General features: G+C 55.9%; 24 protein-coding genes and 1 pseudogene. 11 read left to right on the top strand and 14 right to left on the bottom strand.

Annotation, left to right across the window (positions count from 1 at the left end):
- Positions 1-60 precede the first annotated feature (60 nt).
- Together ACMYSO_RS10415 and yghU are read left to right on the top strand one after the other, a co-directional pair.
- Positions 61-621 carry a DsbA family protein gene (locus ACMYSO_RS10415; RefSeq protein ID WP_434583071.1) on the top strand — a complete coding sequence of 187 codons (561 nt, stop codon included), beginning with the start codon at positions 61-63 and terminating at the stop codon, positions 619-621.
- Positions 622-763: 142 nt separating this feature from the next.
- Positions 764-1,630, top strand: coding sequence for a glutathione-dependent disulfide-bond oxidoreductase (yghU, locus tag ACMYSO_RS10420; protein ID WP_434583070.1), 867 nt, complete (start codon positions 764-766; stop codon positions 1,628-1,630).
- Between the two features lie 34 nt (positions 1,631-1,664).
- Here yghU and ACMYSO_RS10425 read toward each other — a convergent pair whose 3' ends face one another.
- Positions 1,665-1,952, bottom strand: coding sequence for a DUF2623 family protein (locus ACMYSO_RS10425; RefSeq protein ID WP_434583069.1), 288 nt, complete (start codon positions 1,950-1,952; stop codon positions 1,665-1,667).
- A 226-nt stretch (positions 1,953-2,178) separates the two neighbouring features.
- Positions 2,179-3,066, bottom strand: a complete 888-nt coding sequence (gene yghX, locus ACMYSO_RS10430; RefSeq protein WP_434670439.1) for a YghX family hydrolase — start codon at positions 3,064-3,066, stop codon at positions 2,179-2,181.
- A 147-nt stretch (positions 3,067-3,213) separates the two neighbouring features.
- On the opposite strand from yghX, the gene mgrA reads away from it, so the two are divergent.
- A complete protein-coding gene (gene mgrA, locus ACMYSO_RS10435; RefSeq protein WP_434583067.1) occupies positions 3,214-4,254 on the top strand; it encodes an L-glyceraldehyde 3-phosphate reductase in 1,041 nt (346 codons plus the stop codon).
- Positions 4,255-4,293: 39 nt separating this feature from the next.
- Here mgrA and ACMYSO_RS10440 read toward each other — a convergent pair whose 3' ends face one another.
- The 3 genes from ACMYSO_RS10440 to exbB form a co-directional block, all read right to left on the bottom strand.
- Entirely contained in the window at positions 4,294-4,788 is a 495-nt protein-coding gene (locus ACMYSO_RS10440; RefSeq protein ID WP_123756466.1) for a TIGR00645 family protein, read from the bottom strand.
- Positions 4,789-4,919: 131 nt separating this feature from the next.
- On the bottom strand, positions 4,920-5,345 hold the full coding sequence (exbD, locus tag ACMYSO_RS10445; protein WP_434583066.1) for a TonB system transport protein ExbD: 426 nt from the start codon (positions 5,343-5,345) through the stop codon (positions 4,920-4,922).
- Between the two features lie 6 nt (positions 5,346-5,351).
- A complete protein-coding gene (gene exbB / locus ACMYSO_RS10450; RefSeq protein WP_434583065.1) occupies positions 5,352-6,083 on the bottom strand; it encodes a tol-pal system-associated acyl-CoA thioesterase in 732 nt (243 codons plus the stop codon).
- Positions 6,084-6,334: 251 nt separating this feature from the next.
- Here exbB and metC point away from each other — a divergent pair, with 251 nt between their 5' ends.
- Positions 6,335-7,522: a cystathionine beta-lyase gene (metC, locus tag ACMYSO_RS10455; RefSeq protein WP_434670441.1), complete on the top strand. Its 1,188-nt coding sequence runs from the start codon at positions 6,335-6,337 to the stop codon at positions 7,520-7,522.
- A 129-nt stretch (positions 7,523-7,651) separates the two neighbouring features.
- On the top strand, positions 7,652-8,311 hold the full coding sequence (gene yghB, locus ACMYSO_RS10460; protein ID WP_174509495.1) for a DedA family general envelope maintenance protein YghB: 660 nt from the start codon (positions 7,652-7,654) through the stop codon (positions 8,309-8,311).
- A gap of 52 nt (positions 8,312-8,363) precedes the next feature.
- Here yghB and ACMYSO_RS10465 read toward each other — a convergent pair whose 3' ends face one another.
- Positions 8,364-9,263 carry an AraC family transcriptional regulator gene (locus ACMYSO_RS10465; protein WP_434670442.1) on the bottom strand — a complete coding sequence of 300 codons (900 nt, stop codon included), beginning with the start codon at positions 9,261-9,263 and terminating at the stop codon, positions 8,364-8,366.
- Positions 9,264-9,459: 196 nt separating this feature from the next.
- Here ACMYSO_RS10465 and yqhD point away from each other — a divergent pair, with 196 nt between their 5' ends.
- Entirely contained in the window at positions 9,460-10,623 is a 1,164-nt protein-coding gene (gene yqhD, locus ACMYSO_RS10470; RefSeq protein WP_434670444.1) for an alcohol dehydrogenase, read from the top strand.
- A gap of 144 nt (positions 10,624-10,767) precedes the next feature.
- Entirely contained in the window at positions 10,768-11,595 is an 828-nt protein-coding gene (gene dkgA / locus ACMYSO_RS10475) for a 2,5-didehydrogluconate reductase DkgA (protein WP_434670446.1), read from the top strand.
- A gap of 158 nt (positions 11,596-11,753) precedes the next feature.
- Here the strand turns inward: dkgA and ACMYSO_RS10480 are convergent.
- From ACMYSO_RS10480 to ACMYSO_RS10500, 5 genes and pseudogenes are all read right to left on the bottom strand, one after another.
- Positions 11,754-14,019, bottom strand: a pseudogene (locus tag ACMYSO_RS10480) (YgiQ family radical SAM protein); the annotation flags it as partial.
- Between the two features lie 6 nt (positions 14,020-14,025).
- Positions 14,026-15,438, bottom strand: a complete 1,413-nt coding sequence (gene ftsP, locus ACMYSO_RS10485) for a cell division protein FtsP (RefSeq protein WP_434670448.1) — start codon at positions 15,436-15,438, stop codon at positions 14,026-14,028.
- Between the two features lie 85 nt (positions 15,439-15,523).
- Positions 15,524-16,261, bottom strand: a complete 738-nt coding sequence (plsC, locus tag ACMYSO_RS10490) for a 1-acylglycerol-3-phosphate O-acyltransferase (RefSeq protein ID WP_434670449.1) — start codon at positions 16,259-16,261, stop codon at positions 15,524-15,526.
- Between the two features lie 321 nt (positions 16,262-16,582).
- The gene (parC, locus tag ACMYSO_RS10495; RefSeq protein WP_434587117.1) at positions 16,583-18,841 is read right to left on the bottom strand and encodes a DNA topoisomerase IV subunit A; all 2,259 of its coding nucleotides are present in this window, start codon (positions 18,839-18,841) and stop codon (positions 16,583-16,585) included.
- Positions 18,842-19,036: 195 nt separating this feature from the next.
- Positions 19,037-19,444 (bottom strand): YgiW/YdeI family stress tolerance OB fold protein, encoded by a 408-nt coding sequence (locus tag ACMYSO_RS10500; protein ID WP_434670450.1) that lies wholly within the window; start codon positions 19,442-19,444, stop codon positions 19,037-19,039.
- Positions 19,445-19,594: 150 nt separating this feature from the next.
- Between ACMYSO_RS10500 and qseB the strand changes: the two genes are divergently transcribed.
- The 4 genes from qseB (at position 19,595) to ACMYSO_RS10520 (ending at position 22,630) form a co-directional block, all read left to right on the top strand.
- Positions 19,595-20,254, top strand: a complete 660-nt coding sequence (gene qseB / locus ACMYSO_RS10505) for a quorum sensing response regulator transcription factor QseB (protein ID WP_434670451.1) — start codon at positions 19,595-19,597, stop codon at positions 20,252-20,254.
- Complete coding sequence (gene qseC, locus ACMYSO_RS10510) at positions 20,251-21,591, top strand: quorum sensing histidine kinase QseC (protein ID WP_434670452.1); 1,341 nt, start codon at positions 20,251-20,253, stop codon at positions 21,589-21,591. The genes qseB and qseC overlap by 4 nt, the downstream gene beginning before the upstream one ends.
- Before the next feature lie 107 nt (positions 21,592-21,698).
- The gene (locus ACMYSO_RS10515; protein WP_434583050.1) at positions 21,699-22,280 is read left to right on the top strand and encodes an NAD(P)H-dependent oxidoreductase; all 582 of its coding nucleotides are present in this window, start codon (positions 21,699-21,701) and stop codon (positions 22,278-22,280) included.
- A gap of 35 nt (positions 22,281-22,315) precedes the next feature.
- The gene (locus tag ACMYSO_RS10520; protein ID WP_434583049.1) at positions 22,316-22,630 is read left to right on the top strand and encodes a putative quinol monooxygenase; all 315 of its coding nucleotides are present in this window, start codon (positions 22,316-22,318) and stop codon (positions 22,628-22,630) included.
- A 72-nt stretch (positions 22,631-22,702) separates the two neighbouring features.
- On the opposite strand, the gene parE is transcribed toward ACMYSO_RS10520, so the two are convergent.
- From parE to cpdA, 3 genes are read right to left on the bottom strand one after another with little or no spacing between them, the layout of a single operon-like run.
- On the bottom strand, positions 22,703-24,598 hold the full coding sequence (parE, locus tag ACMYSO_RS10525) for a DNA topoisomerase IV subunit B (protein WP_123756445.1): 1,896 nt from the start codon (positions 24,596-24,598) through the stop codon (positions 22,703-22,705).
- A 30-nt stretch (positions 24,599-24,628) separates the two neighbouring features.
- Positions 24,629-25,204, bottom strand: a complete 576-nt coding sequence (gene yqiA / locus ACMYSO_RS10530; protein WP_123756444.1) for an esterase YqiA — start codon at positions 25,202-25,204, stop codon at positions 24,629-24,631.
- On the bottom strand, positions 25,204-26,031 hold the full coding sequence (gene cpdA, locus ACMYSO_RS10535) for a 3',5'-cyclic-AMP phosphodiesterase (RefSeq protein WP_434670453.1): 828 nt from the start codon (positions 26,029-26,031) through the stop codon (positions 25,204-25,206). The genes yqiA and cpdA overlap by 1 nt, the downstream gene beginning before the upstream one ends.
- Positions 26,032-26,051 lie beyond the last annotated feature (20 nt).

Here is a 26,051-nt window from a genome sequence, read left to right on the forward strand (position 1 = left end):
AACAATCCGGGTTTTTCAGGGAAAAAACAACGAACAACAGAACAACATCAGGAGTTGAGTATGAGCACACAACCGCATCTGCAGGCTCAGCCGCTGGTCTGGGGCCACGGTCCACGGACATTTGAGGTATTCCTGGAGCCAACCTGCCCCTATTCCGTCAAGGCATTCAGGAAACTGGACGACCTGCTGGACGAAGTCGGCGCCGATAATGTGACGATCAAAATTCGTCTGCAGTCCCAGCCCTGGCATCTGTTCTCGGGCGTGGTCGTGCGTTGCATTCTTGCTGCATCGACGCTGCCGCACGGCAGAGAGCAGGCGCTCAGAGTGCTAAGAGCAGTCGCCGACCATCGCGAAGAGTTTGAATTTACCGACCACTGCAGCGGGCCGAATATGGACACCACGCCGCAGCAGATTGTCCAGCGCATCGAACGCTACAGCCAGGTACTGCTGTCCACCGCCTTTGCCCGCCCTGAGCTACAGACGGAAATCAAATGGCACTGCAAATATGCCCGGCAGAATGGTATCCATGTTTCGCCGACCTTTATGGTTAACGGTCTGGTACAGCCGGACCTCGGCAGTGGGGACGATATTAGCGTGTGGGCCGCGCGGATTATGGCCTGAGTCTCACGTCCGTTTCCCCGGTGAGCGGCGCTTGCCGGGGCAATTAGAGCCGGATAAGACAGGCTCTAAGCCTCGCACGGTTAAACCTGGCATCTAACTCCTGCTACACTCCCTCAATCTCTCACTAAAAAGGCAGGTCATCATGTCAGAGAATAACTACCAACCACCCAAAGTGTGGGAATGGAAACAAGGTAACGGTGGAGCATTCGCCAATATCAACCGTCCCGTTTCCGGTGCCACCCACGAAAAAACGCTACCGGTAGGCACACATCCGCTACAGCTGTACTCGCTGGGCACGCCAAACGGCCAGAAAGTGACGATTTTGCTGGAAGAGCTGCTGGCGCTGGGCGTGAGCGGTGCGGAATATGATGCATGGCTGATTCGCATCGGCGAAGGGGATCAGTTCTCCAGCGGTTTTGTTGAGGTGAACCCTAACTCAAAAATCCCGGCGCTGAGCGACCATTCCACCACCCCGCCAACCCGCGTGTTCGAATCCGGTAGTATCCTGCTCTATCTCGCCGAGAAGTTTGGTTTCTTCCTGCCAAAAGATCCCGCCGGGCGAACCGAAACGCTGAACTGGCTATTCTGGCTACAGGGTGCAGCCCCGTTCCTCGGCGGCGGTTTTGGTCACTTCTATCATTATGCGCCGGTGAAAATCGAGTACGCGATCGACCGCTTCACGATGGAAGCCAAACGTCAGCTCGATGTGCTGGATAAACAGCTGGCCCGTACCCGCTATGTATCCGGGGAAGAGTACACCATCGCCGATATGGCGATCTGGCCGTGGTATGGCAATGTGGTGCTCGGTGGTGCCTATAACGCCGCGGAATTCCTCGATGCCGGCAGCTATAAAAACGTTCTGCGCTGGGCGCAGGATATCGGCAATCGCCCGGCAGTGAAGCGCGGACGCATCGTTAACCGTACCAACGGCCCACTAAACGAGCAGCTGCATGAACGCCATGATGCCAGCGACTTCGATACCCTGACCGAAGACAAACGCCAGGCATAACCAAACGCCTACCGAAGGCTGTGGCCTTCGGTAGTTAACTCTCCAGCCGATATCCCGCCATAAAGTAACGCACCGCCGTACAGGATTGCCCCTCTTTGAAGAAGTCCATCACCATATTGCGGTCGAGTCCATAGCGACGCGTCAGGATCCCGGCTTCCCAGGCGCTAAGCTGGCGATCGCCGGTTTTTTCAAACATGCGCTGCGAATAACCAAGAACAAACCCGCGTTTATAATCCGCGCAAAAACCAGCTGCATTGCTGGCGCTTTCCGCCTGAGAGGCTTTTAGCCCCGCCATTAAACCTTTGCCGAAATGGTTATCCATCGCTGTCTCCTTCCCATTAGGCTATTTTATTTGCCATTTTGGCCCTGGGCAGTGCTCACCATCCTCACGTACTGCGTGTACGCTCCGGTGGTTCCGCGCTGTCCGTGGCCAAACTGGCTGCAACAATCTACGCCTACTGGGATAGGCTCTTAGTCGTTATATACAAAATTATATAGCGATTTTTTGAGCGAGCGTTAGCGCTATTTCCGCAAATTTTCCGGCAAAGTTAGCTCAGATATTTGGCAAACCACGCCAGCGTGCGCTGCCAGGCAAGTTCGGCAGCAGCCCGGTCGTAGCGCGGCGTAGAGTCATTGTGAAAACCGTGATTGGCCTGCGGATAGACGTAGGCCTCAAACACTTTATTGTGCGCCTTCAGCGCCTGCTCATAGGCGGGCCAGCCGTCGGTAATAGATTTATCCAGCTCAGCGTAGTGCAGCAGCAGCGGCGCATGGATTTTCGCGACATCCGCGACCGGCGGTTGACGGCCATAAAACGGTACCGCACAAGCCAGCTCCGGGATGGCCACGGCAGCCGCATTGCAGACGCCGCCGCCGTAGCAAAAACCGGTGATCCCCACCTTGCCGTTTGCCTGCGGATGCTTCTCCATAAAGGCGATGGCGGCAAAAAAATCGTTCATCAGCTTTAGCGGATCGACTTTTTTCTGCAGCTCGCGCCCTTCGTCATCGTTGCCGGGGTAGCCCCCCACGGAGCTCAGGCCATCCGGCGCCAGAGCGATATAGCCTGCTTTTGCCACCCGTCGGGCAACATCCTCAATATAGGGATTCAGGCCGCGATTCTCATGTACCACAATCACCGATGCTGGTTTCACGGGCACGGTGGTCGGCACCACCAGATAAGCGCGCACCTCGCCGTGGCCGTCGGGAGAGGGATAGCGAATATATTCCGCATGAATATCCGGGTCGGTAAACAGCACCTGCTCTGCCAGCGCATAGTTGGGTTTCAGCAGATTAAACAGCGCCAGCGCGGTCATGCCGCCGACGGCATATTTACCGGCCCGCTGCAAAAACTCCCGCTTGGTGATTTTGCCGTGCGCGTAATAGTCGTAATACTCCAGTAACTCTTGCGGAAAATCTTTCGCCGTCAGTCGCGTCATCGTCTTTTCTCCGGAAATGAAGCCCTATTAAGCAAAGCATAAGCTCACTATGTCGCCAGCAATCTTACGCATTGTGATCCAGCAAACGTCACCAGAGTGCCATACCAGATAAAATAGAAACACCGTTTTAATTCATGAGGAGAGAACATGTCCTGGTTAGCCGCCCCTACCCGCTACGACCAGATGCAGTACCGCTACTGCGGCAAAAGCGGTCTGCAGCTGCCCCTGCTGTCGCTAGGACTGTGGCACAACTTCAGTCACGGTCACGCGCTGGACGACCAGCGTGCTCTGTTACGCAAAGCGTTCGATCTGGGGATCACCCACTTCGATCTGGCCAACAACTACGGGCCGCCGCCCGGCAGCGCTGAAGAAAACTTTGGCCGCCTGCTGCGCGAAGATTTCGCCGCCTACCGCGATGAGTTGATTATCGCGACGAAAGCCGGCTATTCCATGTGGCCCGGCCCTTACGGCAACGGCAGCTCACGCAAATATCTGCTTTCCAGCCTCGACCAGAGCCTGAAGCGAATGGGACTGGATTACGTCGATATTTTCTATTCGCATCGCGTCGATGAAAACACCCCGATGGAAGAGACCGCCGCCGCGCTGGCGCAGGCGGTACAGAGCGGTAAAGCGTTGTATGTCGGGATCTCTTCCTATTCACCGGAGCGCACCCGGGAGATGGCGGCGCTGCTGCGCGAATGGAAGATTCCGCTGCTGATTCACCAGCCCTCCTACAACCTGCTTAACCGTTGGGTCGACACCAGCGGGCTGTTGGATACGCTGGAGGAGAATGGCGTTGGCTGCATCGCCTTTACGCCGCTGGCGCAGGGTCTGCTGACCGGCAAATATCTCCAGCAGATCCCGGAGGGCTCGCGGATGTACTACGAAGGGAAACGCGCGCGTGGGCTGACGGAAAATATGCTTAGCGACGCCAACCTCAACAGCCTGCGGTTATTGCAGGAGATGGCGAATAGCCGTGGCCAGAGTATGGCCCAGATGGCCCTCAGCTGGCTGCTGAAGGACTCGCGGGTGACCTCGGTTCTGATTGGCGCCAGTCGTGCTCAGCAGCTAGAGGAGAACGTTCAGGCGCTGCAAAACCTGACCTTCAGTGCAGAAGAGCTGGCGCGGATTGACCAGCACGTGGCCGACGGGCAGCTCAATTTATGGCAAACGTCGTCGGATCAATAAGAAACTGGCCCGGCGGTCGAGCGCCGCCGGGCCTGACAATCAGTGCTTATCCTTGGTCAGACGATCAAGATAGCCCATCACAAACGCCGACAGTACAAAGGTCAGATGGATAATGACGTACCACATCAGTTTGTTGTCCGGTACGTTTTTGGCATCCATAAAGACCCGCAGCAGATGGATCGACGAGATAGCAACGATCGACGCCGCCACTTTGTTTTTCAGCGACGTGGCGTCCATTTTGCCCAGCCAGCTGAGCTTTTCCTTGCCTTCGTTGATATCCAGCTGAGAGACAAAGTTTTCGTAGCCGGAGAACATCACCATCACCAGCAGGCCGCCCACCAGCGTCATATCGACCAGCGATAGCAGCGTCAGAATCAGGTCCGACTCACCGACGCTGAAGATATGCGGCAGGATGTGGAATATCTCCTGAAAAAATTTGATCGACAGCGCAACCAGCCCGAGCGACAGGCCAAAATAAATCGGTGCCAGCAGCCAGCGTGAGGCATACATAGCATTTTCCAGAAAGCGTTCCATAGGATCCTGTAAGTTAATAAAAACGAGGGGCATTATATCGTAACCTGTCGGCGCCATGGCAATACAAGCACCGTGCGTCAGGCATAAAAAAGGCTGGCACAAGGCCAGCCTGAGAAGCGTTATCGGGAGGGTTACTGCGCTTTGACGGTTTCTTCGCCCACCAGACCAATCTTCAGATAACCCGCCTGGTGCAGGGTATCCATCACTTTCATCATCGTTTCGTAGTCCACGGTCTTATCGGCGCGGAAGAAAACGGTGGTGTCTTTCTTGCCTTCCGTCAGGGCATTCAGCGCGTTAATCATGCTCTCTTCCGTAATAGGATCGTTACCGAGGAACATGGTTTTGTCCGCTTTCACCGACAGATAAATCGGTTTTTCCGGACGCGGCTGCGGCTGACTGGAAGAGGCTGGAAGGTTAACCTTCACGTCAACGGTGGCCAGCGGTGCCGCCACCATAAAGATGATCAGCAGCACCAGCATAACGTCGATAAACGGCGTGACGTTGATGTCATGCATCTCGCCGTTATCATCAAGATTTTCGTTAAAATGCATCGCCATGGGGCATCAACCTACTCGTAATTTCTGCGCGGAACGGACCGGCTTAACGCCGCTGGCGCTCAGGTCAAGGTCACGGCTTTGCAGCAGCAGCACCTGCGCGGCAACGTCGCCGAGAGAGGCTTTGTAGCTGCCGATCATACGGGCGAAAATGTTATAGATAACAACGGCAGGAATAGCCGCAAACAGGCCGATAGCCGTTGCCAGCAACGCTTCTGCGATACCCGGAGCCACGACCGCCAGGTTGGTGGTCTGGGTTTGTGCAATCCCGATAAAGCTGTTCATGATGCCCCAGACGGTACCGAACAGGCCGACGAACGGCGAGATTGCGCCGATGGTCGCCAGGTAGCCGTTACCACGGCCCATGTAACGGCCGACGAACGCCACCCGGCGCTCAAGACGGAAACCGGTACGTTCTTTAATGCCTTCGTTATCTTCGACACCTTCGGACAGCGTCAGCTCGTTCTGTGCTTCGTTGATAAGCTGCGTGCTCAGGCTCTTCGGATGAAAATTATTTGCGATATCGCTGGCCTGGTCGAGGGAGCGAGCGTCAGCAAGCAGTTGCTGTTCACGCTTGAGGCGGCGTTTGCTGGAGAGAATTTCAGCCCCTTTGCCAAAAAAGATAGCCCATGTGACTACCGACGCCAGAATCAGGCCGATCATCACTACCTTAACGACAATATCGGCATGATGATACATACCCCAAACGGACAGGTCCGCCTGCATCAAATTATTACCCACGCTGAATCTCCAGGACGTAAATCACAAAATCTGAGCACAATAATATCAAAAAAGCATCGAATTGATAGTGGTTCTCATTAGTATTTACACTGTGCAGCAAATCACGTTTAGATTCTTTGCGCTTACGCAGTAAAAAAGCGGCCATCAGCGGATTTCGCGATATTTTTACCCGTATCGACCATTCATCAGTACACGATTGTCCATTCATGCTAGTTTAGACGTCCAGACGTATAAAAGCAGGTAATAAAAACATGGCGGACAAACATCTTGATACCGCGCTGGTGAATGCCGGGCGCAGCAAAAAATATACTCAGGGCTCGGTCAACAGCGTGATTCAGCGTGCCTCGTCGCTGGTTTTCGATACCGTTGAAGCCAAAAAGCAGGCCACCCGCAATCGGGCAAAAGGCGAACTGTTTTACGGCCGTCGTGGCACCCTCACCCACTTCTCCCTACAAGAAGCGATGTGTGAACTGGAAGGCGGTGCCGGCTGCGCGCTGTTCCCCTGCGGGGCGGCGGCGGTTGCTAATACCATTCTGGCGTTCGTCGAACAGGGCGACCATGTGCTGATGACCAACACCGCGTACGAACCAAGCCAGGACTTTTGCACCAAAATTCTTGCGAAGCTCGGCGTCACCACCAGTTGGTTTGACCCGTTAGTCGGTGCGGATATCGCCCTTCAGGTGCAGCCAAATACCCGCGTAGTGTTCCTGGAATCACCCGGCTCTATCACCATGGAAGTTCATGACGTTCCGGCTATCGTTGCCGCCGTGCGCCGCGTGGCACCAGAGGCGATCATCATGATCGACAACACCTGGGCGGCGGGCGTGCTGTTTAAGGCACTGGATTTTGGCGTTGATATCTCCATTCAGGCCGGGACGAAGTACCTGATCGGCCACTCCGATGCGATGGTCGGCACCGCGGTATCCAACGCGCGCTGTTGGGATCAACTGCGGGAGAATGCCTACCTGATGGGGCAAATGGTGGATGCGGATACCGCCTATATGACCAGCCGCGGCCTGCGCACCCTAGGCGTTCGCCTGCGTCAGCACCACGAAAGCAGCCTGCAGATTGCCGAATGGCTGGCGCAACATCCGCAGGTCTCATGCGTCAATCACCCTGCACTGCCGGGAAGTAAGGGCCATGAGTTCTGGAAACGCGATTTCACCGGCAGCAGCGGGCTGTTCTCTTTTGTCCTCAACAAGCGCCTGACCGACAGCGAGCTGTCAACCTATCTTGACAACTTTAGCCTGTTCAGCATGGCTTACTCCTGGGGCGGCTTTGAATCGTTGATTCTGGCGAACCAGCCGGAGCAGATTGCCGCCATCCGCCCGGAAGCGGAAGTCGATTTCAGCGGCACGCTGATTCGCCTTCATATTGGATTAGAAAATGTTGACGATCTGCGGGCGGATTTAGCGGCAGGCTTCTCTCGTATCGTGTAAAGTGACGGTGAGTGGCAATAATGGCGGACGCTCTGTATCGGCGGCCGCTTTTGTTGCGCCCGAGATCAAGGTGTTCGGGGCTCTTCAGGAGTACACTACTCGTAAATACGGTACCACTTAGGAAAGTCCATGGTTGTCATTCAAGAGATTGTCGCCGCCCTGTGGCAACATGATTTTGCCGCGTTGGCAAACCCCCAGGTTGTGGGCGTTGTTTATCTGGTCATGTTCACGACATTGTTTCTGGAAAACGGTCTGCTACCCGCTTCATTTTTACCCGGGGACAGCTTGCTGCTGCTCGCCGGGGCGCTCATTGCTAAAGGCGTCATGGACTTTGTGCCGACACTTGCCATTCTCACCGCGGCGGCCAGCCTCGGCTGCTGGTTGAGCTATCTGCAAGGGCGCTGGCTGGGCAATACCGCCACCGTGAAAGGCTGGCTGGCGCATCTGCCGCAAAAGTATCATCAACGTGCGACCTGCATGTTTGATAAGCATGGCCTGCTGGCGCTGCTGGCCGGGCGTTTTCTGGCGTTCGTGCGCACCCTGCTCCCGACAATGGCCGGGATTTCCGGGCTCTCAAACCGCCGTTTCCAGTTCTTTAACTGGCTGAGCGCGCTGCTGTGGGTGAGCGTGGTCACCGGTCTGGGTTATGCGCTGAGCATGATCCCGTTCGTCAAACGCCATGAAGACCAGGTCATGACCTGCCTGATGATCCTGCCGATTGCGCTGCTGGTCGCGGGTCTGGTCGGCACCCTGGCTGTGGTTATTAAGAAGAAATTCTGTAACGCCTGAATCCCCTTTCCTGCCGGGAGGACGCGCGCCTGCGCCTTCCCGGTTGTGACAATTAAATCCCCTGAATCGTGCGGATCCGCGCTGCGTCTTCCCCCGGCGTCATGCCAAAATAGCGCTTAAACTCCCGGCTGAACTGCGACGCGCTTTCGTACCCCACGCGCATCGCCGCGGCGCTGGCTTTCATGCCGTCATGGATCATCAGCATCCGCGCTTTATGCAGTCGATAGCTTTTCAGGTATTGCAGCGGCGAGGTGCTGGTCACCGATTTGAAATTATGGTGAAACGCCGAGACGCTCATATTCGCTTCCGCCGCCAGCTGGTCGACGCTCAGGTTTTCGGTGTACTGACTTTCGATGCGCTTCAGAACCCGGCTAATCAAACTGAAATGGGTTTGCCGGCTCACCAGCGCCAGCAGCGCGCCGCCGCACGGCCCGGTGAGCACGTAATAGAGCATCTCGCGGATAATCTGTTTCCCGAGGATACGTGCATCCAGCGGGCGCTCCATCACGTCCAACAGCCGCTCCGCCGCGCAGAGGATCTCCTCTGATAATGCCGCCGAGTTGATGCCGCTTGAGGCCATCGCTGGCTGAAACTGCTCATCTTCGCCGATATCCATCAGCAGCTCCTGCAGCTGCAGAATGTCGACATTCAGGCGTAACCCCGCCAGCGGCACCTCCGGGGTGGCGAAGGTCTCGCACTCAAACGGCAGCGGTACGGTCAGCAGCAGGTATTCATTGGTGTCATAACGAAAAGTTCGTTCATTGATGTAACCTATTTTATGGCCGGAAAAGAGAAAAACGATGCCGGGCTGGTACATCACCGGAGTGCGGGTGCCCGGCTGCGTGCCGTACAACAGACGGATATCTGGCAGTAGCGCATTGAGAATTTCTTCTTTATTTTTCAGCATATTAACTTTATCAGTCAGCAGCTGACATATCTCGGCACGGTTCATTTTTGGTGACTCTCCAGCGGTTTTCTCACCACTGCATTGTGCGCACATTCCTGCCTTTTCTCCAGCACCATGGAGAAATGGGCAAGACAACGGCAGGAATGTGCATTGAGAGGAACAGGCGACAGGACCACAATGACCGTCATCTGGCCGAGGCATTATCTCTGTCGGCAGTTTTTATTTTTTGAGGACACGCATAATGAACAATTTCGATCTACATACTCCGACCCGCATCCTGTTTGGCAAAGGCGCCATCGACAACCTGCGCGATCAGCTCCCGGCGGATGCCCGCATTCTGGTGACCTACGGCGGCGGTAGCGTGAAGAAAACCGGCGTGCTCGATCAGGTGCTCAGCGCCCTGAATGGTTTTGACGTGCTGGAGTTTGGCGGTATTGAGCCTAACCCTTCCTATGAAACCCTGATGAACGCCGTCAAAATCGCCCGCGAACAAAAAGTCACCTTCCTGCTGGCCGTTGGCGGTGGTTCGGTACTGGATGGCACGAAGTTTATCGCCGCTGCGGCGCACTATGACGAAAATGTCGACCCGTGGGAAATCCTCGAAACCTACGGCAGCAACGTGAAAAGCGCGATCCCAATGGGTTCCGTGCTGACGCTGCCAGCCACCGGTTCCGAATCTAACAAAGGTGCCGTGGTTTCCCGTAAAACCACCGGCGACAAACGCGCCTTTATGTCTTCTCACGTGCAGCCGGTGTTTGCGATCCTCGACCCGGTTTACACCTACACCCTGCCGCCGCGCCAGGTGGCTAACGGGGTAGTTGATGCCTTTGTCCATACCGTTGAACAGTACGTCACCTATCCGGTTGATGGCAAAATTCAGGATCGCTTTGCCGAAGGCATTCTGCTGACCCTGATTGAAGATGGCCCGAAAGCGCTGCAGGAGCCGGAAAACTACGATGTGCGTGCCAATATCATGTGGGCCGCTACCCAGGCATTAAACGGCCTGATTGGCGCTGGCGTGCCGCAGGACTGGGCAACCCATATGCTGGGACACGAACTGACGGCAATGCATGGCCTTGACCACGCGCAGACTCTGGCCATCGTGCTGCCGGTGCTGTGGAATGAAAAACGCGATACCAAACGCGCCAAACTGCTGCAATATGGCGCGCGCGTCTGGAATATCACCGAGGGTTCTGAAGACCAGCGCATCGATGCAGCTATCGCGGCGACGCGTCAGTTCTTCGAACAGATGGGCGTCCCAACCCGTCTTTCTGATTATGGCCTGGACGGGAGTTCCATTCCGGCGTTACTGGCTAAACTGGAAGAACATGGTATGACTCAGTTGGGTGAAAATCAGGATATCACCCTCGACGTCAGCCGCCGGATTTACGAGGCTGCACGCTAAGTTCGTCCGCGTTCGTCACCTCTCCATCGCCCGATCCGCGGCGATGGAGAAGAGTTTAACTACCGTTTTGAGCTATTTCGTCCAGACTTAATGCTACCCCCTGGCGGAATGAATACCGCCAGGTTTCATTAACAGGAGGAAGGCATGACACATCCCACCGTTATAAAACTGCACGACGGCAATCTGATGCCACAGTTGGGTCTCGGCGTGTGGAAAGCAGGCAACGAGGAAGTCGTCTCCGCCATTCATAAGGCGCTGGAAGTCGGTTATCGCTCCATTGATACCGCCGCAGCCTACCAGAATGAAAGCGGCGTCGGCACGGCGTTAAGCAGTGCAGGCGTCCCACGCGATGAGCTGTTCATTACCACCAAATTGTGGAATGACGATCAAAAACATCCGCGTGAAGCACTGCAGGAGAGCCTGCGTAAACTGCGGCTCGACTACGTCGATTTGTACCTTATTCACTGGCCCGTTCCGGCCGTAGACCACTACGTTGACGCCTGGAAAAACCTGATCGAGTTGCAACAAGAGGGGCTAATCAAGAGCATCGGCGTCTGTAATTTCCAGGTCCACCATCTGCAGCGGCTGCTCGATGAAACCGGTGTTGCGCCGGTGATCAATCAGGTAGAACTCCATCCCTTGTTACAACAGCGTCAGCTCCATTCCTGGAACGCTACCCACAAGATCCAGACTGAATCCTGGAGCCCGCTGGCACAGGGCGGTGAAGGGGTGTTTGATCAGAAAATCATCCACCATCTGGCAGATAAGTACGGAAAAACGCCGGCGCAAATCGTCATTCGCTGGCATCTGGACAACGGTCTGGTGGTCATTCCTAAATCCGTGACCCCGGCGCGTATCGCTGAGAACTTTAACGTCTGGGACTTCCGTCTCGATAAAGACGAGCTGAGTGAAATGGCAAAACTGGACCAGAACAAGCGTCTTGGCCCGGATCCGGATCAGTTTGGCGGATAAAAGTCTGCCGACTAAATAAAAAGTAAAAAGCCGGACTGGCGTGAATACCAGTCCGGCTTTTTTTTCAATTTTTTCAGGGTATCGTCTGCCCGGCAAGCAACACGCCGCCGGGCAATATCGTCGTCTTAGCGACTGGCGATCTTAGCGCGTTTTACCGGCTTCTTCGCCGTCGCCTCACCGTTCGAACGCTGATGCACAATTGGCGTATGTTTGGTTAACGCCGGGCGCGTGTGGCGGTTCTGACGGCGTGCTTCACGCATTTCATCGAGGGTCGGTGCCGGCACCAGGCACTCGCGGCGTGAGCCAATCAGGTGTTTTTTGCCCATGGTCTCCAGCGCCTGGCGAATCAGCGGCCAGTTTGCCGGATCGTGGTAGCGCAGCAGGGCTTTATGCAGGCGGCGCTGTTTGTCCCCTTTCGGCACCACAACCTCTTCACTCTTATAGCCAATTTTACCCAGCGGGTTCTTGCCGGTGTAATACATGGTGGTCGAGTTGGCCAGCGGCGACGGATAGAAGTTCTGCACCTGGTCGAGACGGAAACGATTTTTCTTCAGCCACAGCGCCAGGTTCACCATATCTTCGTCGCGGGTACCCGGGTGCGCGGAGATAAAGTACGGGATCAAGTACTGCTCTTTACCCGCCTGTTTCGAATAGGTATCGAACAGCTCTTTAAAGCGGTCGTAGCTCCCCATTCCCGGCTTCATCATTTTCGACAGCGGGCCTTCTTCGGTATGTTCCGGCGCGATCTTCAGATAGCCGCCCACGTGGTGGGTCGCCAGCTCTTTGATATAACGCGGATCCTCAACGGCGATGTCATAGCGCACACCTGACGCGATCAGGATTTTTTTGATCCCTTTCAGATCGCGGGCGCGGCGATACAGATTGATCGTTGGCTCATGGTTGGTGTCCATGTGCGGGCAGATATCAGGATAGACGCAGGACAAGCGGCGGCAGGTTTGCTCGGCACGCGGCGACTTGCAGCGCAGCATATACATGTTGGCCGTCGGGCCACCAAGATCGGAGATAATACCGGTAAAGCCCGGCACCGTGTCGCGAATAGCTTCGATTTCGTTAATGATCGAATCTTCGGAACGGCTCTGAATAATGCGCCCTTCATGCTCGGTGATCGAACAGAACGAACAGCCACCGAAACAGCCGCGCATGATGTTGATCGAGAAGCGGATCATGTCGTAAGCCGGGATGCGTTCATTGCCATATACCGGATGCGGAACGCGCTTATATGGTAGTGCAAACACGCTATCCATCTCTTCCGTCGACAGCGGGATCGCCGGTGGGTTTACCCAGATATAACGCTCACCGTGCTTTTGCATCAGCGCACGGGCACAGCCAGGGTTGGTCTCATGATGCAGAATACGTGATGCATGGGCGTAAAGTACCTTGTCCCCTTTGACCTTCTCGAAGGAAGGCAGCAGAACGTAGGTCTTTTCCCATGGTTTCGGGCGCGGCGGCTGAACCGTCACCTGTTTGGCTTCTTGTTTCGGCGGCGCCACGGTTTTGTTGTCCGCGCACGGCAGATCTTCGCCGTAAGGGTGCGGAATCGGGTCGATTCTGCCCGGCGTATCCAGACGCGTGGAGTCCACGCCGCTCCAGCCAGGCAGCGCCTCTTTGACCATAATGGCGGTGTTGCGCACGTCGCGAATGTGGCCAATCGGCTCACCGGCGGCCAGACGATGCGCCACTTCAACCAGCGGACGTTCGCCGTTGCCGAACATCAACATATCGGCCTTCGAGTCCACCAGCACCGAGCGGCGTACGGTATCAGACCAGTAATCGTAATGCGCGGCGCGGCGCAGGCTGGCTTCGATGCCGCCGAGGATCACCGGGACATCTTTCCACGCCTCTTTGCAGCGCTGAGTGTAAACCAGGGTGGCGCGATCCGGGCGTTTTCCGGCAACGTTGCCCGCGGTGTAGGCATCGTCATGACGCAGTTTACGGTCGGCGGTGTAGCGGTTGATCATCGAATCCATGTTGCCGGCGGTGACGCCGAAGAACAGATTCGGTTTACCCAAACGCATAAAGTCATTTTTATTGTTCCAGTCCGGCTGGGAAATAATCCCGACGCGGAACCCCTGCGCTTCCAGCATGCGCCCGCAGATAGCCATACCGAAGCTCGGATGGTCAACATAGGCATCGCCGGTTACCAGAATAATGTCGCAGCTATCCCAGCCAAGTTGATCCATCTCTTCGCGTGACATTGGTAAAAACGGCGCGGGGCCAAAGCAGGCGGCCCAGTACTGCGGCCAGGAAAAAAGGTCACGATCCGGTTGGATCAGGGATATTGCGCTCATATTGCTTCCGGAAAAATGATAAAAAAATAATCAAAGGCCGGCGATTATAAGCCGGATCGATGATAGAAATGAAGGGAGATTTTCTTTTACCCCAACCATGATGCGGTTGGGGTATGAGGCATTACGGTGCCGGATTTACCAGGATCTGACCGATGGATCCACGGTCGGCAAGTTCTAGCGTCTGGCTTAAGTACTGGAACGGGAAGTGTGGCCAGGAAGGCTGCGCGTAGTACACCAGCAGTTCCACCTGCCCGTCAATCCATACGGTATCTTTCCAGCCGCGATCTTCCGGGAACGGAACCGAACCGTTAACGTTGCGCACCTGGAACATCACGCCTTCAATATGGAACGACTGCGGCCGATCGGCACGCACCGTCCAGCGCTCCCATGTTCCCTGCTGCGCGGTAATATCAATGCGCTGCGGATCCCACAGATTGCCGTTAATACCCGGATCGTCGCCCAGCGTGATATCGCGGGTGCGGGTCGGTGTCCCGGTGAGAATCTCCGTCGGCAGCAGGCGCACCGGCAGGCTATCGGTCACCAGCGGCAGCAGGCCCGTCGGGCGCAGCGTTAATAACAGGGTGGAAATCAGGATGCTTGAAGGTTCGAAGAAGCCCCGAATACGGTCAACGATGCTGGCCGCTTCACCGCAGGTGATCGACACTTCATCGCCGTTGGTCATATCGACCAGAATTTCGCGCCGCTCGCCGGGAGCCAGCGACAGCTGCTTCAACGATACCGGGGCCGGTAAAAAGCCCTGGTCACCAGAGATAACATGTATCAGCCGGCCATCGCTCATCTGCAGCTGATAACGACGGGAGTTAGAGGCATTCAGCAGACGCAGTCGCACCCAACCGCGTGATACTTCGACATACGGACTCTGCGCGCCGTTCACCAGCAGCGTATCGCCAACAAAACCACCGCTGCCCGGCTCGCTATATTCCGGCGTACCGAAGTTATCCAGCCGCTTGTCCTGAATGATCACCGGGAAGTCATCGACGCCGTAGTGGTTCGGCACGGGGAGATTTTTGCTGACCTCATCTTCTATCAGCCACATCCCGGCAAGACCGTTGTAGACCTGTTTGGCCATATGGTTGGGGGTGTTCGCCTGATACCAAAGTGTGGAAGCACTCTGGCGAATCGGCAGCACCGGCGCCCAATCGGCGTTTGGCGACATCATGCGTGCCGCACCGCCAATCAGCGGGCCAGGAACCTGCAGGCCGCGAACGGTCATGGCGACGTTTTCCGTCAGACGGTTGCTGTAGATCAGCTTAACGTCATCACCATTCCACACGCGGATTGTCGGCCCAAGATAGCGACCGTTCACTCCCCAGACCGATGCACGCGTGCCGGGAGTAAATGACCAGTGCGCCCGCTGCAGGGTTAAAAACAGCGGCTGGCCGCGGCGCGACTCCAGCAGCGGCGGCACCGGCAGAGCAGGCTGTTGGCCGGCGGCATGTGCGTTCAGCGGCACGGCTCCCGCGCATAGCGCTACGCCTGAAGCCTTAATAAACTGACGCCGACTGAATGACATATTAACTCCATGAAATACAAACAAATCAAAAGGGGAATTCGTTTCCCGCTAGCCACGTGCACGCGTTATCGCGGCAGTTCCTGTTTTATTTCTTTGCCGCCGCTTCACGCTCGGCAACTTCACGATCTAACTCTTCAATTTTTGCGGCCATCAGCTCGCGACAGTGCGTTGCCAGAGCACGAACGTTCTCTTTGCCATACTGGCTGGTATCGACCGGCGGCAGCATTTCAACAATCACCAGACCATTGTTCAGGCGATTGAGGTTAATTTTATTCGAAGTGTTAGAAACACATACCGGAATAATCGGCACGCCAGCAGCGACAGCCGCATGGAAAGCGCCGGTTTTAAACGGCAGCAGGCCACGGCCACGGCTACGGGTACCTTCCGGGAACATCCAGAAAGAGATGTTGCGTTTTTTAAACGTATCGACGACCTGCGAAATCGTTCCGTGCGCTTTCGCCCGGTTATTTCGGTCAATCAGCAGGTTCCCCGTCAACCAGTAAAGCAGGCCAAAGAACGGGATCCACACCAGGCTCTTTTTACCTACGGTCACGGTCGGCGGCTGCACGATATTGGATGCCGTCACCATATCATAGTTGTTCTGATGGTTAGCGATGTAGATCGCATTACCATACTGCTCAGCATCGGCAGGTTTGCGCGTTTCTACTTTCAGGCCAAATACCGGGGACAGTCGGCCAAACAGATGCCCGAAGGTGGCAACATGTTTTGGATTCCGTGGGCTGAACAAACAGTAAATACAGCCAAATATGCACACAAAGATACAATAAATAACAACAACAATTAGTCGAAAAATAAATAGCATAGCTACCTCTAAAACCCAAACCGCCTGGAATGATACCCGTCAATCTTCAGCGTATATGCGTGCGAACGGCAACATCATCCGGCCCCGCAGGACCGCCACGTGCGCAACACGCCCGGCACGCTCATCGTCGCTCTGGTACACGACTCAAATGTATAGGGTACTGACTCGTTGTTTAGCAGATTGCGGGCGCCGTGGTCATGTGCTGGGCGCCCCGGCGTATCTTGAATGATTTTGCGCCTATTGTTAATCGCAACACCTGAATAAACAACGATTTTGCGGCAAATTTTAGCATCTCCTGTTTTGCGCCAGGAGATGCTCATCTTACTCTTCGCTATCGCCTGCCGATGCGCGACGCGGGGAATCAATCTCCACGCGATCGATTTTCTGCAATCCGCGCATCAATGAGCCACGACGGCCGCGTTCACCGGTGACTTTTTGCAGCTCTTCCGGACGAAGTTTGATCTTACGTTTACCGACATGAATCGTCAGCGTGCTCTGCGGCGGCAGCACAAACAGGTGCGCCAGACCATCCTGCCCGGAGGCGGCTTCCGCCGAAGGGATATTGATAATCTTATTCCCTTTACCTTTGGACAGTTGCGGCAGGTCGCTGACCGGGAACATCAGCATGCGTCCGGCCATGGTTATCGCCAGCAGCATATCGGACTCATCCTCAATGACCAGCGGCGCCATTACCCGGGCATTATCCGGCAGCGTAATCAGCGCCTTGCCCGCACGGTTACGTGCGACCAGGTCGTTGAAGGTGCAGACGAAACCGTAGCCGGCATCAGAAGCCATCAGCAACTTACGGTCGTCGTTTTCCATCAGCATGTGTTCCACGCTGGCGCCCGGCGGCAGCGTCAGCTTACCGGTAATCGGCTCACCCTGGCCGCGCGCCGAAGGCAGCGTAATCGGATCGATGGCGTAGCTTCGTCCAGTGGTATCAATGAACACCACCGGCTGGTTGCTCTTGCCTTTCGACGAGGCTTTCCAGCTGTCACCCGCTTTATAGCTCAGGCCCTGCGCGTCGATGTCATGGCCCTTGGCGCTACGCACCCAGCCCATTTGCGACAGCACGATGGTCACCGGCTCGGACGGCAGCATGTCGTGCTCGCTCATCGCTTTCGCTTCTTCACGCTCGCGCAGCGGTGAACGACGATCGTCGCCAAAGGTGTCGGCGTCGGCCTGCAGCTCTTTCTTCAGCAGGTTATTCATTTTGCGTTCTGACGCGAGGATCGCCTGCAGCTGATCGCGCTCTTTTTCCAGCTCGTTCTGTTCGCCGCGGATCTTCATCTCTTCCAGTTTGGCGAGATGGCGCAGTTTTAACTCGAGGATCGCTTCCGCCTGGGTTTCGCTGATGCCAAAGCGTGACATCAGCGCCGGCTTCGGTTCATCCTCGTGGCGGATAATTTCAATGACTTCATCGATGTTCAGGAAGGCGACCAGCAAACCTTCGAGGATATGCAGACGCTTGAGCACTTTTTCCAGACGGTAGCTCAGACGACGACGCACGGTATCGCGACGGAAGGTCAGCCACTCCGACAGGATCTCCAGCAGGTTTTTCACCGCCGGGCGATTGTCGAGGCCGATCATGTTCAGGTTAATGCGATAGCTTTTTTCGAGGTCGGTGGTGGCGAACAGGTGATTCATCACCTGCTCCATATCCACGCGGTTGGAGCGCGGGACAATCACCAGACGGGTCGGATTCTCGTGATCCGATTCGTCGCGCAGATCGTCAACCATCGGCAGCTTTTTATTGCGCATCTGGGCGGCGATTTGCTCCAGCACACGCGCACCGGATACCTGATGCGGCAGCGCGCTGATCACCACCGCGCCGTCTTCTTTCTTCCATACCGCACGCATGCGCACCGAACCGCGACCATTCTGGTAGATTTTGCGGATTTCAGCACGCGGAGTAATGATCTCCGCTTCGGTCGGGTAGTCCGGCCCGTGGACGATATCCAGCAGCTCGTCAAGCGAGGTCTGCGGCTTTTCGATCAGGGTGATCGCCGCCTGCGCCACTTCACGCAGGTTGTGCGGAGGAATATCGGTTGCCATCCCCACGGCGATGCCGGTGGTGCCGTTGAGCAAAATATTCGGCAGGCGCGCAGGCAGCATTTTCGGCTCCTGCATCGTCCCGTCAAAGTTCGGCACCCAGTCGACGGTTCCCTGGCCCAGTTCGCTTAGCAGCAGTTCTGCATACTTCGATAAACGGGATTCGGTATAACGCATCGCAGCGAAGGATTTAGGATCGTCCGGGGCACCCCAGTTCCCCTGTCCATCCACCAGCGGATAACGATAGGAGAACGGCTGCGCCATCAGCACCATGGCTTCATAGCAGGCGCTATCGCCGTGCGGGTGATATTTACCCAGCACGTCACCAACGGTGCGGGCGGACTTTTTGAACTTAGCACTGGCGTTCAGTCCCAGCTCGGACATCGCATAAACGATGCGACGCTGGACCGGCTTCAGACCATCGCCAATAAACGGTAATGCCCTGTCCATGATGACGTACATGGAATAGTTCAGGTAGGCATTTTCCGTAAATTCATGCAGCGCAAGGCGCTCTGCCATATCGCTCATTAATCGTGAATCCTCAATCTGCGTACCGACCGTGCGGGCGGCAAAACTACTGGCGATAATACCCGATCTCACGCCCTGAGTCACAGGCCGTGAGATCGGCTGAGGATTCTCTTTGGCGAGAATCCGTTCAGCCGCAGTTAAATATCCTGGCAGAGCGAGGGAATCATTCCCGAGCGCAGGTGCGCGATGTCGCGATTAAGGGGCGACTTTCGTGATTTGCTTGACGTCTATCTCCACCGAGTTCCAGTCTTTATCGACCTCTCCCTGTATTTCAACGGTGTCCTGCGGCGTCACGGTCAGGCCATTCCAGCGTTTATGATCGATATCCACATTCACGGTTCCGGAAGCATCCTGGAATTTATACAAATCGTCGGAGATACGCTGAACGATTTTACCGCGCAGGGTAACCCAGGTGTCATCGCGCAAAGACCTGGCATTCTCTACCGTCGTGACGCTGCCGTTGGGGCCAATGAAGCCGCCATTTTGCGTTGACGTCTGGCTGGATTGCGTGGCAGCAGGTCCGTTGAAACCACCCTGCTCCGCCGCCAGTACCGGCATGGAAATTAAGGCCACGATAGCGGTCATTGCAGCAATTTTCTTCATGATAGGTTCTCCCTTTATGTTTATATCGTCACGATTACATCAGGCAAAACTTAACAACTTCTTAAGCGGTAAAAAGAAATTTTATTGCTGTACAGCGGCGGTTGCAACGCGGTTTACTGCGCGTATTGATGATATCCACAGGAGTGACCAATGCGCATTTTACTGGTGGAAGACGATAAGCTCATCGGTGATGGCATTAAGGCCGGGCTGGCAAAAATGGGCTTTAGCGTTGACTGGTTTACCCGCGGCGAAGCGGGACAAACCGCGCTCTATACCGCCCCTTACGATGCGGTGATCCTCGACCTGACGCTCCCCGGTATCGACGGATTAGATATCCTGCGCGAGTGGCGCAATCAGGGTCATCATGAGCCAGTGCTGATCCTCACCGCCCGCGATGCGCTCAATCAGCGGGTGGAAGGGCTGCGTCTCGGCGCCGATGATTATCTGTGTAAACCCTTTGCGCTGATTGAAGTTGCCGCCCGCCTGGAAGCCCTGGTCCGCCGCGCTCACGGCCAGAGCAGTAATCAACTGTGCCATGGAGGCGTTACGCTCGATCCCTGTGGTCTGACGGCGACGGTGAACGGCGAAAACCTGCCACTAAAACCCAAGGAGTTCGCCTTGTTGGAACTGCTGATGCGCAATGCCGGACGCGTCCTGCCGCGTAAGCTGATTGAAGAGAAGCTTTATAACTGGGACGACGAAGTTTCCAGCAACGCGGTCGAAGTACACGTACATCACCTGCGGCGTAAGCTCGGCAGCGAATTTATCCGTACCGTGCACGGTATCGGCTATACCCTCGGTGATGCATGAAACGCCTGAGCCTACGTCTGCGCCTGACGCTGCTTTTTTTCCTGTTGACCAGCGTCGCCTGGGGCATCGCCAGCTTTATTGCCTGGCAACAAACCACGGAAAAGCTGGATAAGCTGTTTGATACCCAGCAGCTACTGTTTGCCCGCCGCCTGAGCACCATCAATTTTGACGTACTGCATACCTTGCCTGCGCAGATCAGGGCCAAAAAGAAGGTCAAACACGGTCATCTTGATGATGATGCGCTGGCGTTCGCAATTTTTACCGCCGATGGCAAGAACATCATGCACGATGGCGAAAACGGCCAGGATATCCCGTGGAATAACCGCCGGGAAGGGTTCAGCGATGGCCATCTGAATAACGATGACGACGAATGGCGCTTTCTCCAGTTGACCACCCACGATGGCCGCTACCGCATTGTCGTCGGGCAGGAGTGGGACTACCGCCGGGAGATGGCGCTGGATATCGTCACCTCGCAGCTGACGCCGTGGCTGGTGGCGCTGCCGCTGATGTTCCTGCTGTTGATTGTGCTGTTAAGCCGCGAACTGGCGCCGCTGAAACGGCTGGCCCACACCCTGCGCCTGCGTGCGCCAGACTCAGCCGAGTCGCTGGACGTCGACAAGGTGCACAGCGAAGTCAGGCCGCTGGTCGAGGCGCTGAATCAGCTGTTTACCCGCACCCATGACACCATGATGCGCGAGCGGCGGTTTACCTCCGATGCCGCACACGAACTGCGCAGCCCACTGGCGGCCCTGAAGGTCCAGACCGAAGTCGCACAGCTGTCAACGGATGACCCGCAAGGGCGCGACCGGGCGCTGGCGCAGTTACATGAAGGGATTGACCGTGCAACCCGGTTGGTAGACCAGCTCCTGACGCTGTCGCGTCTGGATTCACTGGCCCAGCTTGATGACGTGCAGACCCTTGCCATGGATGAGCTGCTGCAATCGTCGGTAATGGAGATGTACCACATTGCGCAGCAGGCCGGGACTGAGCTGCGCCTGCATCTGCACGCCAGCCATGTCACCCGCCAGGGGCAGCCGCTGCTGCTGAGCCTGCTGGTGCGTAACCTGCTGGATAATGCGGTGCGCTACAGTCCGCGCGGCAGCCTGGTGGATATCACCCTCGATGCACGCCAGTTTACCGTCCGTGATAACGGCCCGGGCATTAGCCCTGAGGCGCTGGCGCGCATCGGCGAACGCTTCTATCGTCCTCCGGGCCAGGATGCTCCCGGCAGCGGGCTGGGGCTCTCCATCGTCCGCCGCATCGCCGCGCTGCATCAGATGACGGTGGATTTCAACGCCGTCCGCGAAGGCGGTTTCGAGGCGCGGGTACGCTGGTAGCCGTTATTATTGCGAATACAGCAAAAGACTTTGCACATTTTGCTCATTTTACCGCTTCGCCCTACGGGGTAAAATTGATGACAAAATCGAACATTGAAGGATAAAAAATGAGCAACATCCTGATTATCAACGGCGCGAAAAAATTCGGCCACTCCAACGGCCAGTTGAATGACACCATGACCGAGGTCGCGGATGGCTATCTGCGCGACGCCGGGCATGATGTTAAAATTGTACGTGCCGATAGCGATTACGACGTCAAACAAGAAGTGCAGAATTTCCTGTGGGCGGACGTGGTTATCTGGCAGATGCCGGGCTGGTGGATGGGCGCGCCGTGGACCGTGAAGAAATACATTGATGATGTCTTCACCGAAGGCCACAGCTCGCTGTATGCCAGCGATGGACGTACCCGCTCCGACGCCAGCAAGAAATATGGTTCCGGCGGTTTAATCCAGGGCAAACAGTACATGCTATCCCTGACGTGGAACGCGCCGATGGAGGCCTTCACCGATAAAGACCAGTTCTTCCATGGCGTGGGCGTTGATGGCGTTTATCTGCCGTTCCATAAAGCCAACCAGTTCCTCGGCATGACCGCCCTGCCGACGTTTATCGCCAACGATGTGATTAAACTGCCTGATGTTCCGCATTACATCGCAGAATATCGCAAGCATCTGGCGCAAATTTTTGGTTAACTAAAGACCTACATACAGAAGGAGTTGAGTTAATCATGTTGACAGTGATCGCAGAAATTCGCACCCGCCCTGGCCAGCACCATCGTCAGGCGGTGCTTGATCAGTTCGCTAAACTTGTTCCTGTGGTTTTACAGGAAGAAGGCTGCCACGGCTATGCGCCGCTGGTTGACCACGCCGCAGGCGTCAGTTTCCAGAGCACCTCTCCGGATTCCATCGTCATGGTTGAACAGTGGGAAAGCGTTGCCCATCTCGAAGCACATCTGCAAACGCCGCATATGAAAGCGTACGGTGAAGCGGTAAAAGGCGACGTGCTGGAAACCAGCATCCGTATTCTGCAGTCCGGCATTTAAGCCAGCGCGCAGGAAAAGAAAAAAGAAGTGAATCAGAACTGGCGGCAGCGCCAGTTCTGCTTAAGCAACAGGTCAGGCTTCCAGATCCGCCATATCCCCTTTCTCCTGCAGCCAGTTACGGCGATCTTCCGAACGCTTCTTGGCTAACAGCATATCCATCATCGCCGTGGTCTGCTGCTCATCTTCATCGCTGATAATAAGCTGCACCAGGCGGCGGGTATTCGGATCAAGCGTGGTTTCGCGCAGCTGCATCGGGTTCATTTCACCCAGCCCTTTAAAGCGCTGGACGTTAGGTTTGCCCTTCTTGCGTTTCAGCTGCTCCAGCACTCCGGCTTTTTCTTCCTCGGTCAAGGCGTAGTACACCTCTTTGCCGAGGTCGATACGGTATAACGGCGGCAAGGCAACATGCACATGACCGTGTTTCACCAGCGTGCGGAAGTGCTTCACAAACAGGGCGCACAGCAGCGTGGCAATGTGCAAACCATCGGAGTCGGCATCCGCCAGGATGCAGATTTTGCCGTAACGCAGCTGGCTTAAATCGTCGCTATCCGGATCGATACCGATCGCCACCGAAATATCGTGGACTTCCTGCGATGCCAGAACCTCATCGGAAGAGACTTCCCAGGTATTCAGAATTTTGCCTTTCAGCGGCATGATCGCCTGGTATTCACGATCGCGTGCCTGCTTGGCTGAACCGCCTGCCGAATCCCCTTCGACGAGGAACAGTTCGGTACGATTCAGATCCTGAGCGGTACAGTCCGCCAGCTTACCCGGCAGCGCAGGGCCGCTGGTCAGCTTTTTACGCACCACTTTTTTCGCCGCGCGCATCCGGCGCTGGGCGCTGGAAATGGCCATTTCGGCCAGCAGCTCTGCCGCCTGGACGTTTTGGTTGAGCCACAGGCTGAAGGCATCTTTCACCACGCCGGAGACAAAAGCCGCGCACTGGCGCGAAGAGAGACGTTCTTTGGTCTGGCCGGCGAACTGGGGATCCTGCATTTTCACCGACAGCACGTAGGCGCAGCGGTCCCAGATATCTTCCGCCGACAGCTTCACGCCACGCGGCAGAATATTGCGGTATTCGCAGAACTCACGCATGGCTTCGAGCAGCCCCTGACGCAGGCCGTTCACATGGGTTCCACCCTGCATGGTTGGGATCAGGTTGACGTAGCTTTCCGTCAACAGCTCGCCGCCTTCCGGCAGCCACAGCAGCGCCCAGTCTACCGCTTCGGTTTCCCCGGAGAAGTTGCCAACGAACGGTTTTTCCGGCAGCAACGGCAGGCCGTTCACCGCTTCGCACAGATAGTCCGTCAGGCCATCCTGGTAACACCAGCGCTGCTCGCTGTTATTGACCTGGTCGCGGAACACAATCTCAACGCCCGGGCAGAGTACCGCTTTGGCTTTCAGCACATGCGTCAAGCGCGTTACGGAGAAACGCGGGCTATCAAAGAAGCTTTCATCAGGCCAGAAATGCACGCTGGTCCCGGTGTTGCGTTTGCCGCAGGTGCCGGTGACGTGGAGATCTTCGACTTTATCGCCGTTCTCGAAGGCAATGCTGTAGACCTGACCATCACGACGCACGTTCACTTCAACGCGTTTCGACAAGGCGTTGACCACCGAAATCCCCACCCCATGCAAACCACCGGAAAACTGGTAGCTCTTATTGGAGAATTTGCCGCCCGCATGCAGCCGACAGAGGATCAGTTCAACGGCCGGAACCCCTTCTTCCGGATGGATATCAACCGGCATTCCGCGCCCGTCGTCGATCACTTCCAGCGATTGATCGGCATGAAGAATGACCTCCACGCGTTTCGCGTGGCCAGCCAGTGCTTCATCCACACTGTTATCAATAACTTCCTGACCGAGATGGTTAGGACGTGTTGTGTCAGTGTACATCCCCGGACGGCGGCGAACCGGCTCAAGCCCGGTGAGGACCTCAATGGCATCAGCGTTATATGAAGATTGCGTCATGGTGTGTATTCGTAGGTGATCCAGGGCTGCTTAACGCAGACCCAGAAAATCGATAATCTGAGTGAAATGATCTTCAAAGCCGACAAATGCGTGGTTGCCGCCCTCTTCGACCGTCTGCCGGCATAAAGCGTAATAAGCAACGGCCTGGCGGTAATCAAGCACCTCATCGCCCGTTTGCTGCAGCAGCCAGAGTAAATCGGGCGCTTCCAGTGGGTCGATTTGCATGACTTTGAGATCGTAAATATGGCGAGACTCTAGCACATATTGCTGCCCGGTGTACGGATTCTCATTGAGGCCAAGGAAATTGTTCAGCAGTTCAAATGGGCGTACCGCCGGGTTAACCACCACGGTTGGCAGCATAAAACACTGCGATAGCCAGGTGGCGTAGTAGCCCCCGAGGGAAGAGCCGACAACCCCCAGCGGTTCCCCACCGTGTTCCAGCACTATCGCCTCGAGTAACTCTGCGGCTTCGGCCGGATAGGCGGGCAGTTCTGGCACCACCATGTTTATTTCAGGAAAGGTCTGCGCCAGCCACTCCTTCAGCGCCGTCGCTTTTGCCGACCGCGGTGAACTGTTAAAACCGTGCAGATAAAGGAGCGTAGCCATCAGTATCCTTCTGAAGCAATATCCGGGTGAAACTTCACGCCCTTAAGGCGGCAGACTTCGGTGGTCAACGTCCCATCGACATGGAGATCCAACCAGCGCCAGCCGGGGGAAATCGTGTCCAGCGTAAAATTGGCGCAGTGGGGCTTGAACTGTACGCAGGTTGATGGAGTCGCCATCATCCGCCGTCCGTTCCAGTTGAGATCCAGTTCCTGATGAATATGGCCGCAGAGCAGATGTTTCACCCGTGGAAAAGCGGTCAGTGCGCGGTCCAGCGCACCGGCGTTGCGCAGGCTGTGTTGATCCAGCCAGCTGCAGCCCGAAGGAAGTGGGTGGTGATGCAACAACAGTAGCGTGTATCGCTCAGGTTCTTCTGACAGGCGCTGCTCCAGCCATTCCAGCTGAAAGTCGCTCAGTTCGCCGTGTGGCACGCCGAAGACCTGGCTATCCAGCAACAATATCTGCCAGTGTTCGCCCAATAGAACCCGTTTAGCCGGAGAGATACCGGACTCCTGCAGGGTGCTGTACATCGCTGGCTGGAAGTCATGATTGCCCGGTAGCCAGACGCAGGGCACGGCAAAACTCGCGATACCTTCAGCAAAGTGCTGATAGGCCGCGGCTGAATGATCCTGCGCCAAATCGCCTGTTGCCACAATCAGATCGCATTCACGCTGTGAAGCATGGATGGCATCCAGCACGGCCTGGTAGCTTTCCCAGGTATTGATGCCTAACAGCGTTTCATGTTTTTCAGCAAACAGGTGAGTATCAGTAATTTGTAATATCCTGACTCTGGTCTCACCAGCCAGAGGCAGATTTAACAGGCTTTCCAAATGGTGTCCTTAGGTTTCAC

Source organism: Klebsiella sp. B345, assembly GCF_051131735.1.
Taxonomy (GTDB): Bacteria; Pseudomonadota; Gammaproteobacteria; order Enterobacterales; family Enterobacteriaceae; genus Klebsiella.

Excerpts from the sequence above, each read along its gene's own strand:
- yqiA (WP_123756444.1), bottom strand. The coding sequence starts at position 25,204 with ATGGCTACGCTCCTTTATCTGCACGGTTTTAACAGTTCACCGCGGTCG.
- qseB (WP_434670451.1), top strand. The coding sequence starts at position 19,595 with ATGCGCATTTTACTGGTGGAAGACGATAAGCTCATCGGTGATGGCATT.
- plsC (WP_434670449.1), bottom strand. The coding sequence starts at position 16,261 with ATGCTATTTATTTTTCGACTAATTGTTGTTGTTATTTATTGTATCTTT.
- parE (WP_123756445.1), bottom strand. The coding sequence starts at position 24,598 with ATGACGCAATCTTCATATAACGCTGATGCCATTGAGGTCCTCACCGGG.
- ACMYSO_RS10500 (WP_434670450.1), bottom strand. The coding sequence starts at position 19,444 with ATGAAGAAAATTGCTGCAATGACCGCTATCGTGGCCTTAATTTCCATG.
- ACMYSO_RS10415 (WP_434583071.1), top strand. The coding sequence starts at position 61 with ATGAGCACACAACCGCATCTGCAGGCTCAGCCGCTGGTCTGGGGCCAC.
- exbD (WP_434583066.1), bottom strand. The coding sequence starts at position 5,345 with ATGGCGATGCATTTTAACGAAAATCTTGATGATAACGGCGAGATGCAT.
- qseC (WP_434670452.1), top strand. The coding sequence starts at position 20,251 with ATGAAACGCCTGAGCCTACGTCTGCGCCTGACGCTGCTTTTTTTCCTG.
- dkgA (WP_434670446.1), top strand. The coding sequence starts at position 10,768 with ATGACACATCCCACCGTTATAAAACTGCACGACGGCAATCTGATGCCA.
- ACMYSO_RS10465 (WP_434670442.1), bottom strand. The coding sequence starts at position 9,263 with ATGAACCGTGCCGAGATATGTCAGCTGCTGACTGATAAAGTTAATATG.
- ACMYSO_RS10515 (WP_434583050.1), top strand. The coding sequence starts at position 21,699 with ATGAGCAACATCCTGATTATCAACGGCGCGAAAAAATTCGGCCACTCC.
- parC (WP_434587117.1), bottom strand. The coding sequence starts at position 18,841 with ATGAGCGATATGGCAGAGCGCCTTGCGCTGCATGAATTTACGGAAAAT.
- yqhD (WP_434670444.1), top strand. The coding sequence starts at position 9,460 with ATGAACAATTTCGATCTACATACTCCGACCCGCATCCTGTTTGGCAAA.
- yghX (WP_434670439.1), bottom strand. The coding sequence starts at position 3,066 with ATGACGCGACTGACGGCGAAAGATTTTCCGCAAGAGTTACTGGAGTAT.
- yghU (WP_434583070.1), top strand. The coding sequence starts at position 764 with ATGTCAGAGAATAACTACCAACCACCCAAAGTGTGGGAATGGAAACAA.
- ACMYSO_RS10425 (WP_434583069.1), bottom strand. The coding sequence starts at position 1,952 with ATGGATAACCATTTCGGCAAAGGTTTAATGGCGGGGCTAAAAGCCTCT.
- ACMYSO_RS10520 (WP_434583049.1), top strand. The coding sequence starts at position 22,316 with ATGTTGACAGTGATCGCAGAAATTCGCACCCGCCCTGGCCAGCACCAT.
- ACMYSO_RS10440 (WP_123756466.1), bottom strand. The coding sequence starts at position 4,788 with ATGGAACGCTTTCTGGAAAATGCTATGTATGCCTCACGCTGGCTGCTG.
- yghB (WP_174509495.1), top strand. The coding sequence starts at position 7,652 with ATGGTTGTCATTCAAGAGATTGTCGCCGCCCTGTGGCAACATGATTTT.
- ftsP (WP_434670448.1), bottom strand. The coding sequence starts at position 15,438 with ATGTCATTCAGTCGGCGTCAGTTTATTAAGGCTTCAGGCGTAGCGCTA.
- mgrA (WP_434583067.1), top strand. The coding sequence starts at position 3,214 with ATGTCCTGGTTAGCCGCCCCTACCCGCTACGACCAGATGCAGTACCGC.
- metC (WP_434670441.1), top strand. The coding sequence starts at position 6,335 with ATGGCGGACAAACATCTTGATACCGCGCTGGTGAATGCCGGGCGCAGC.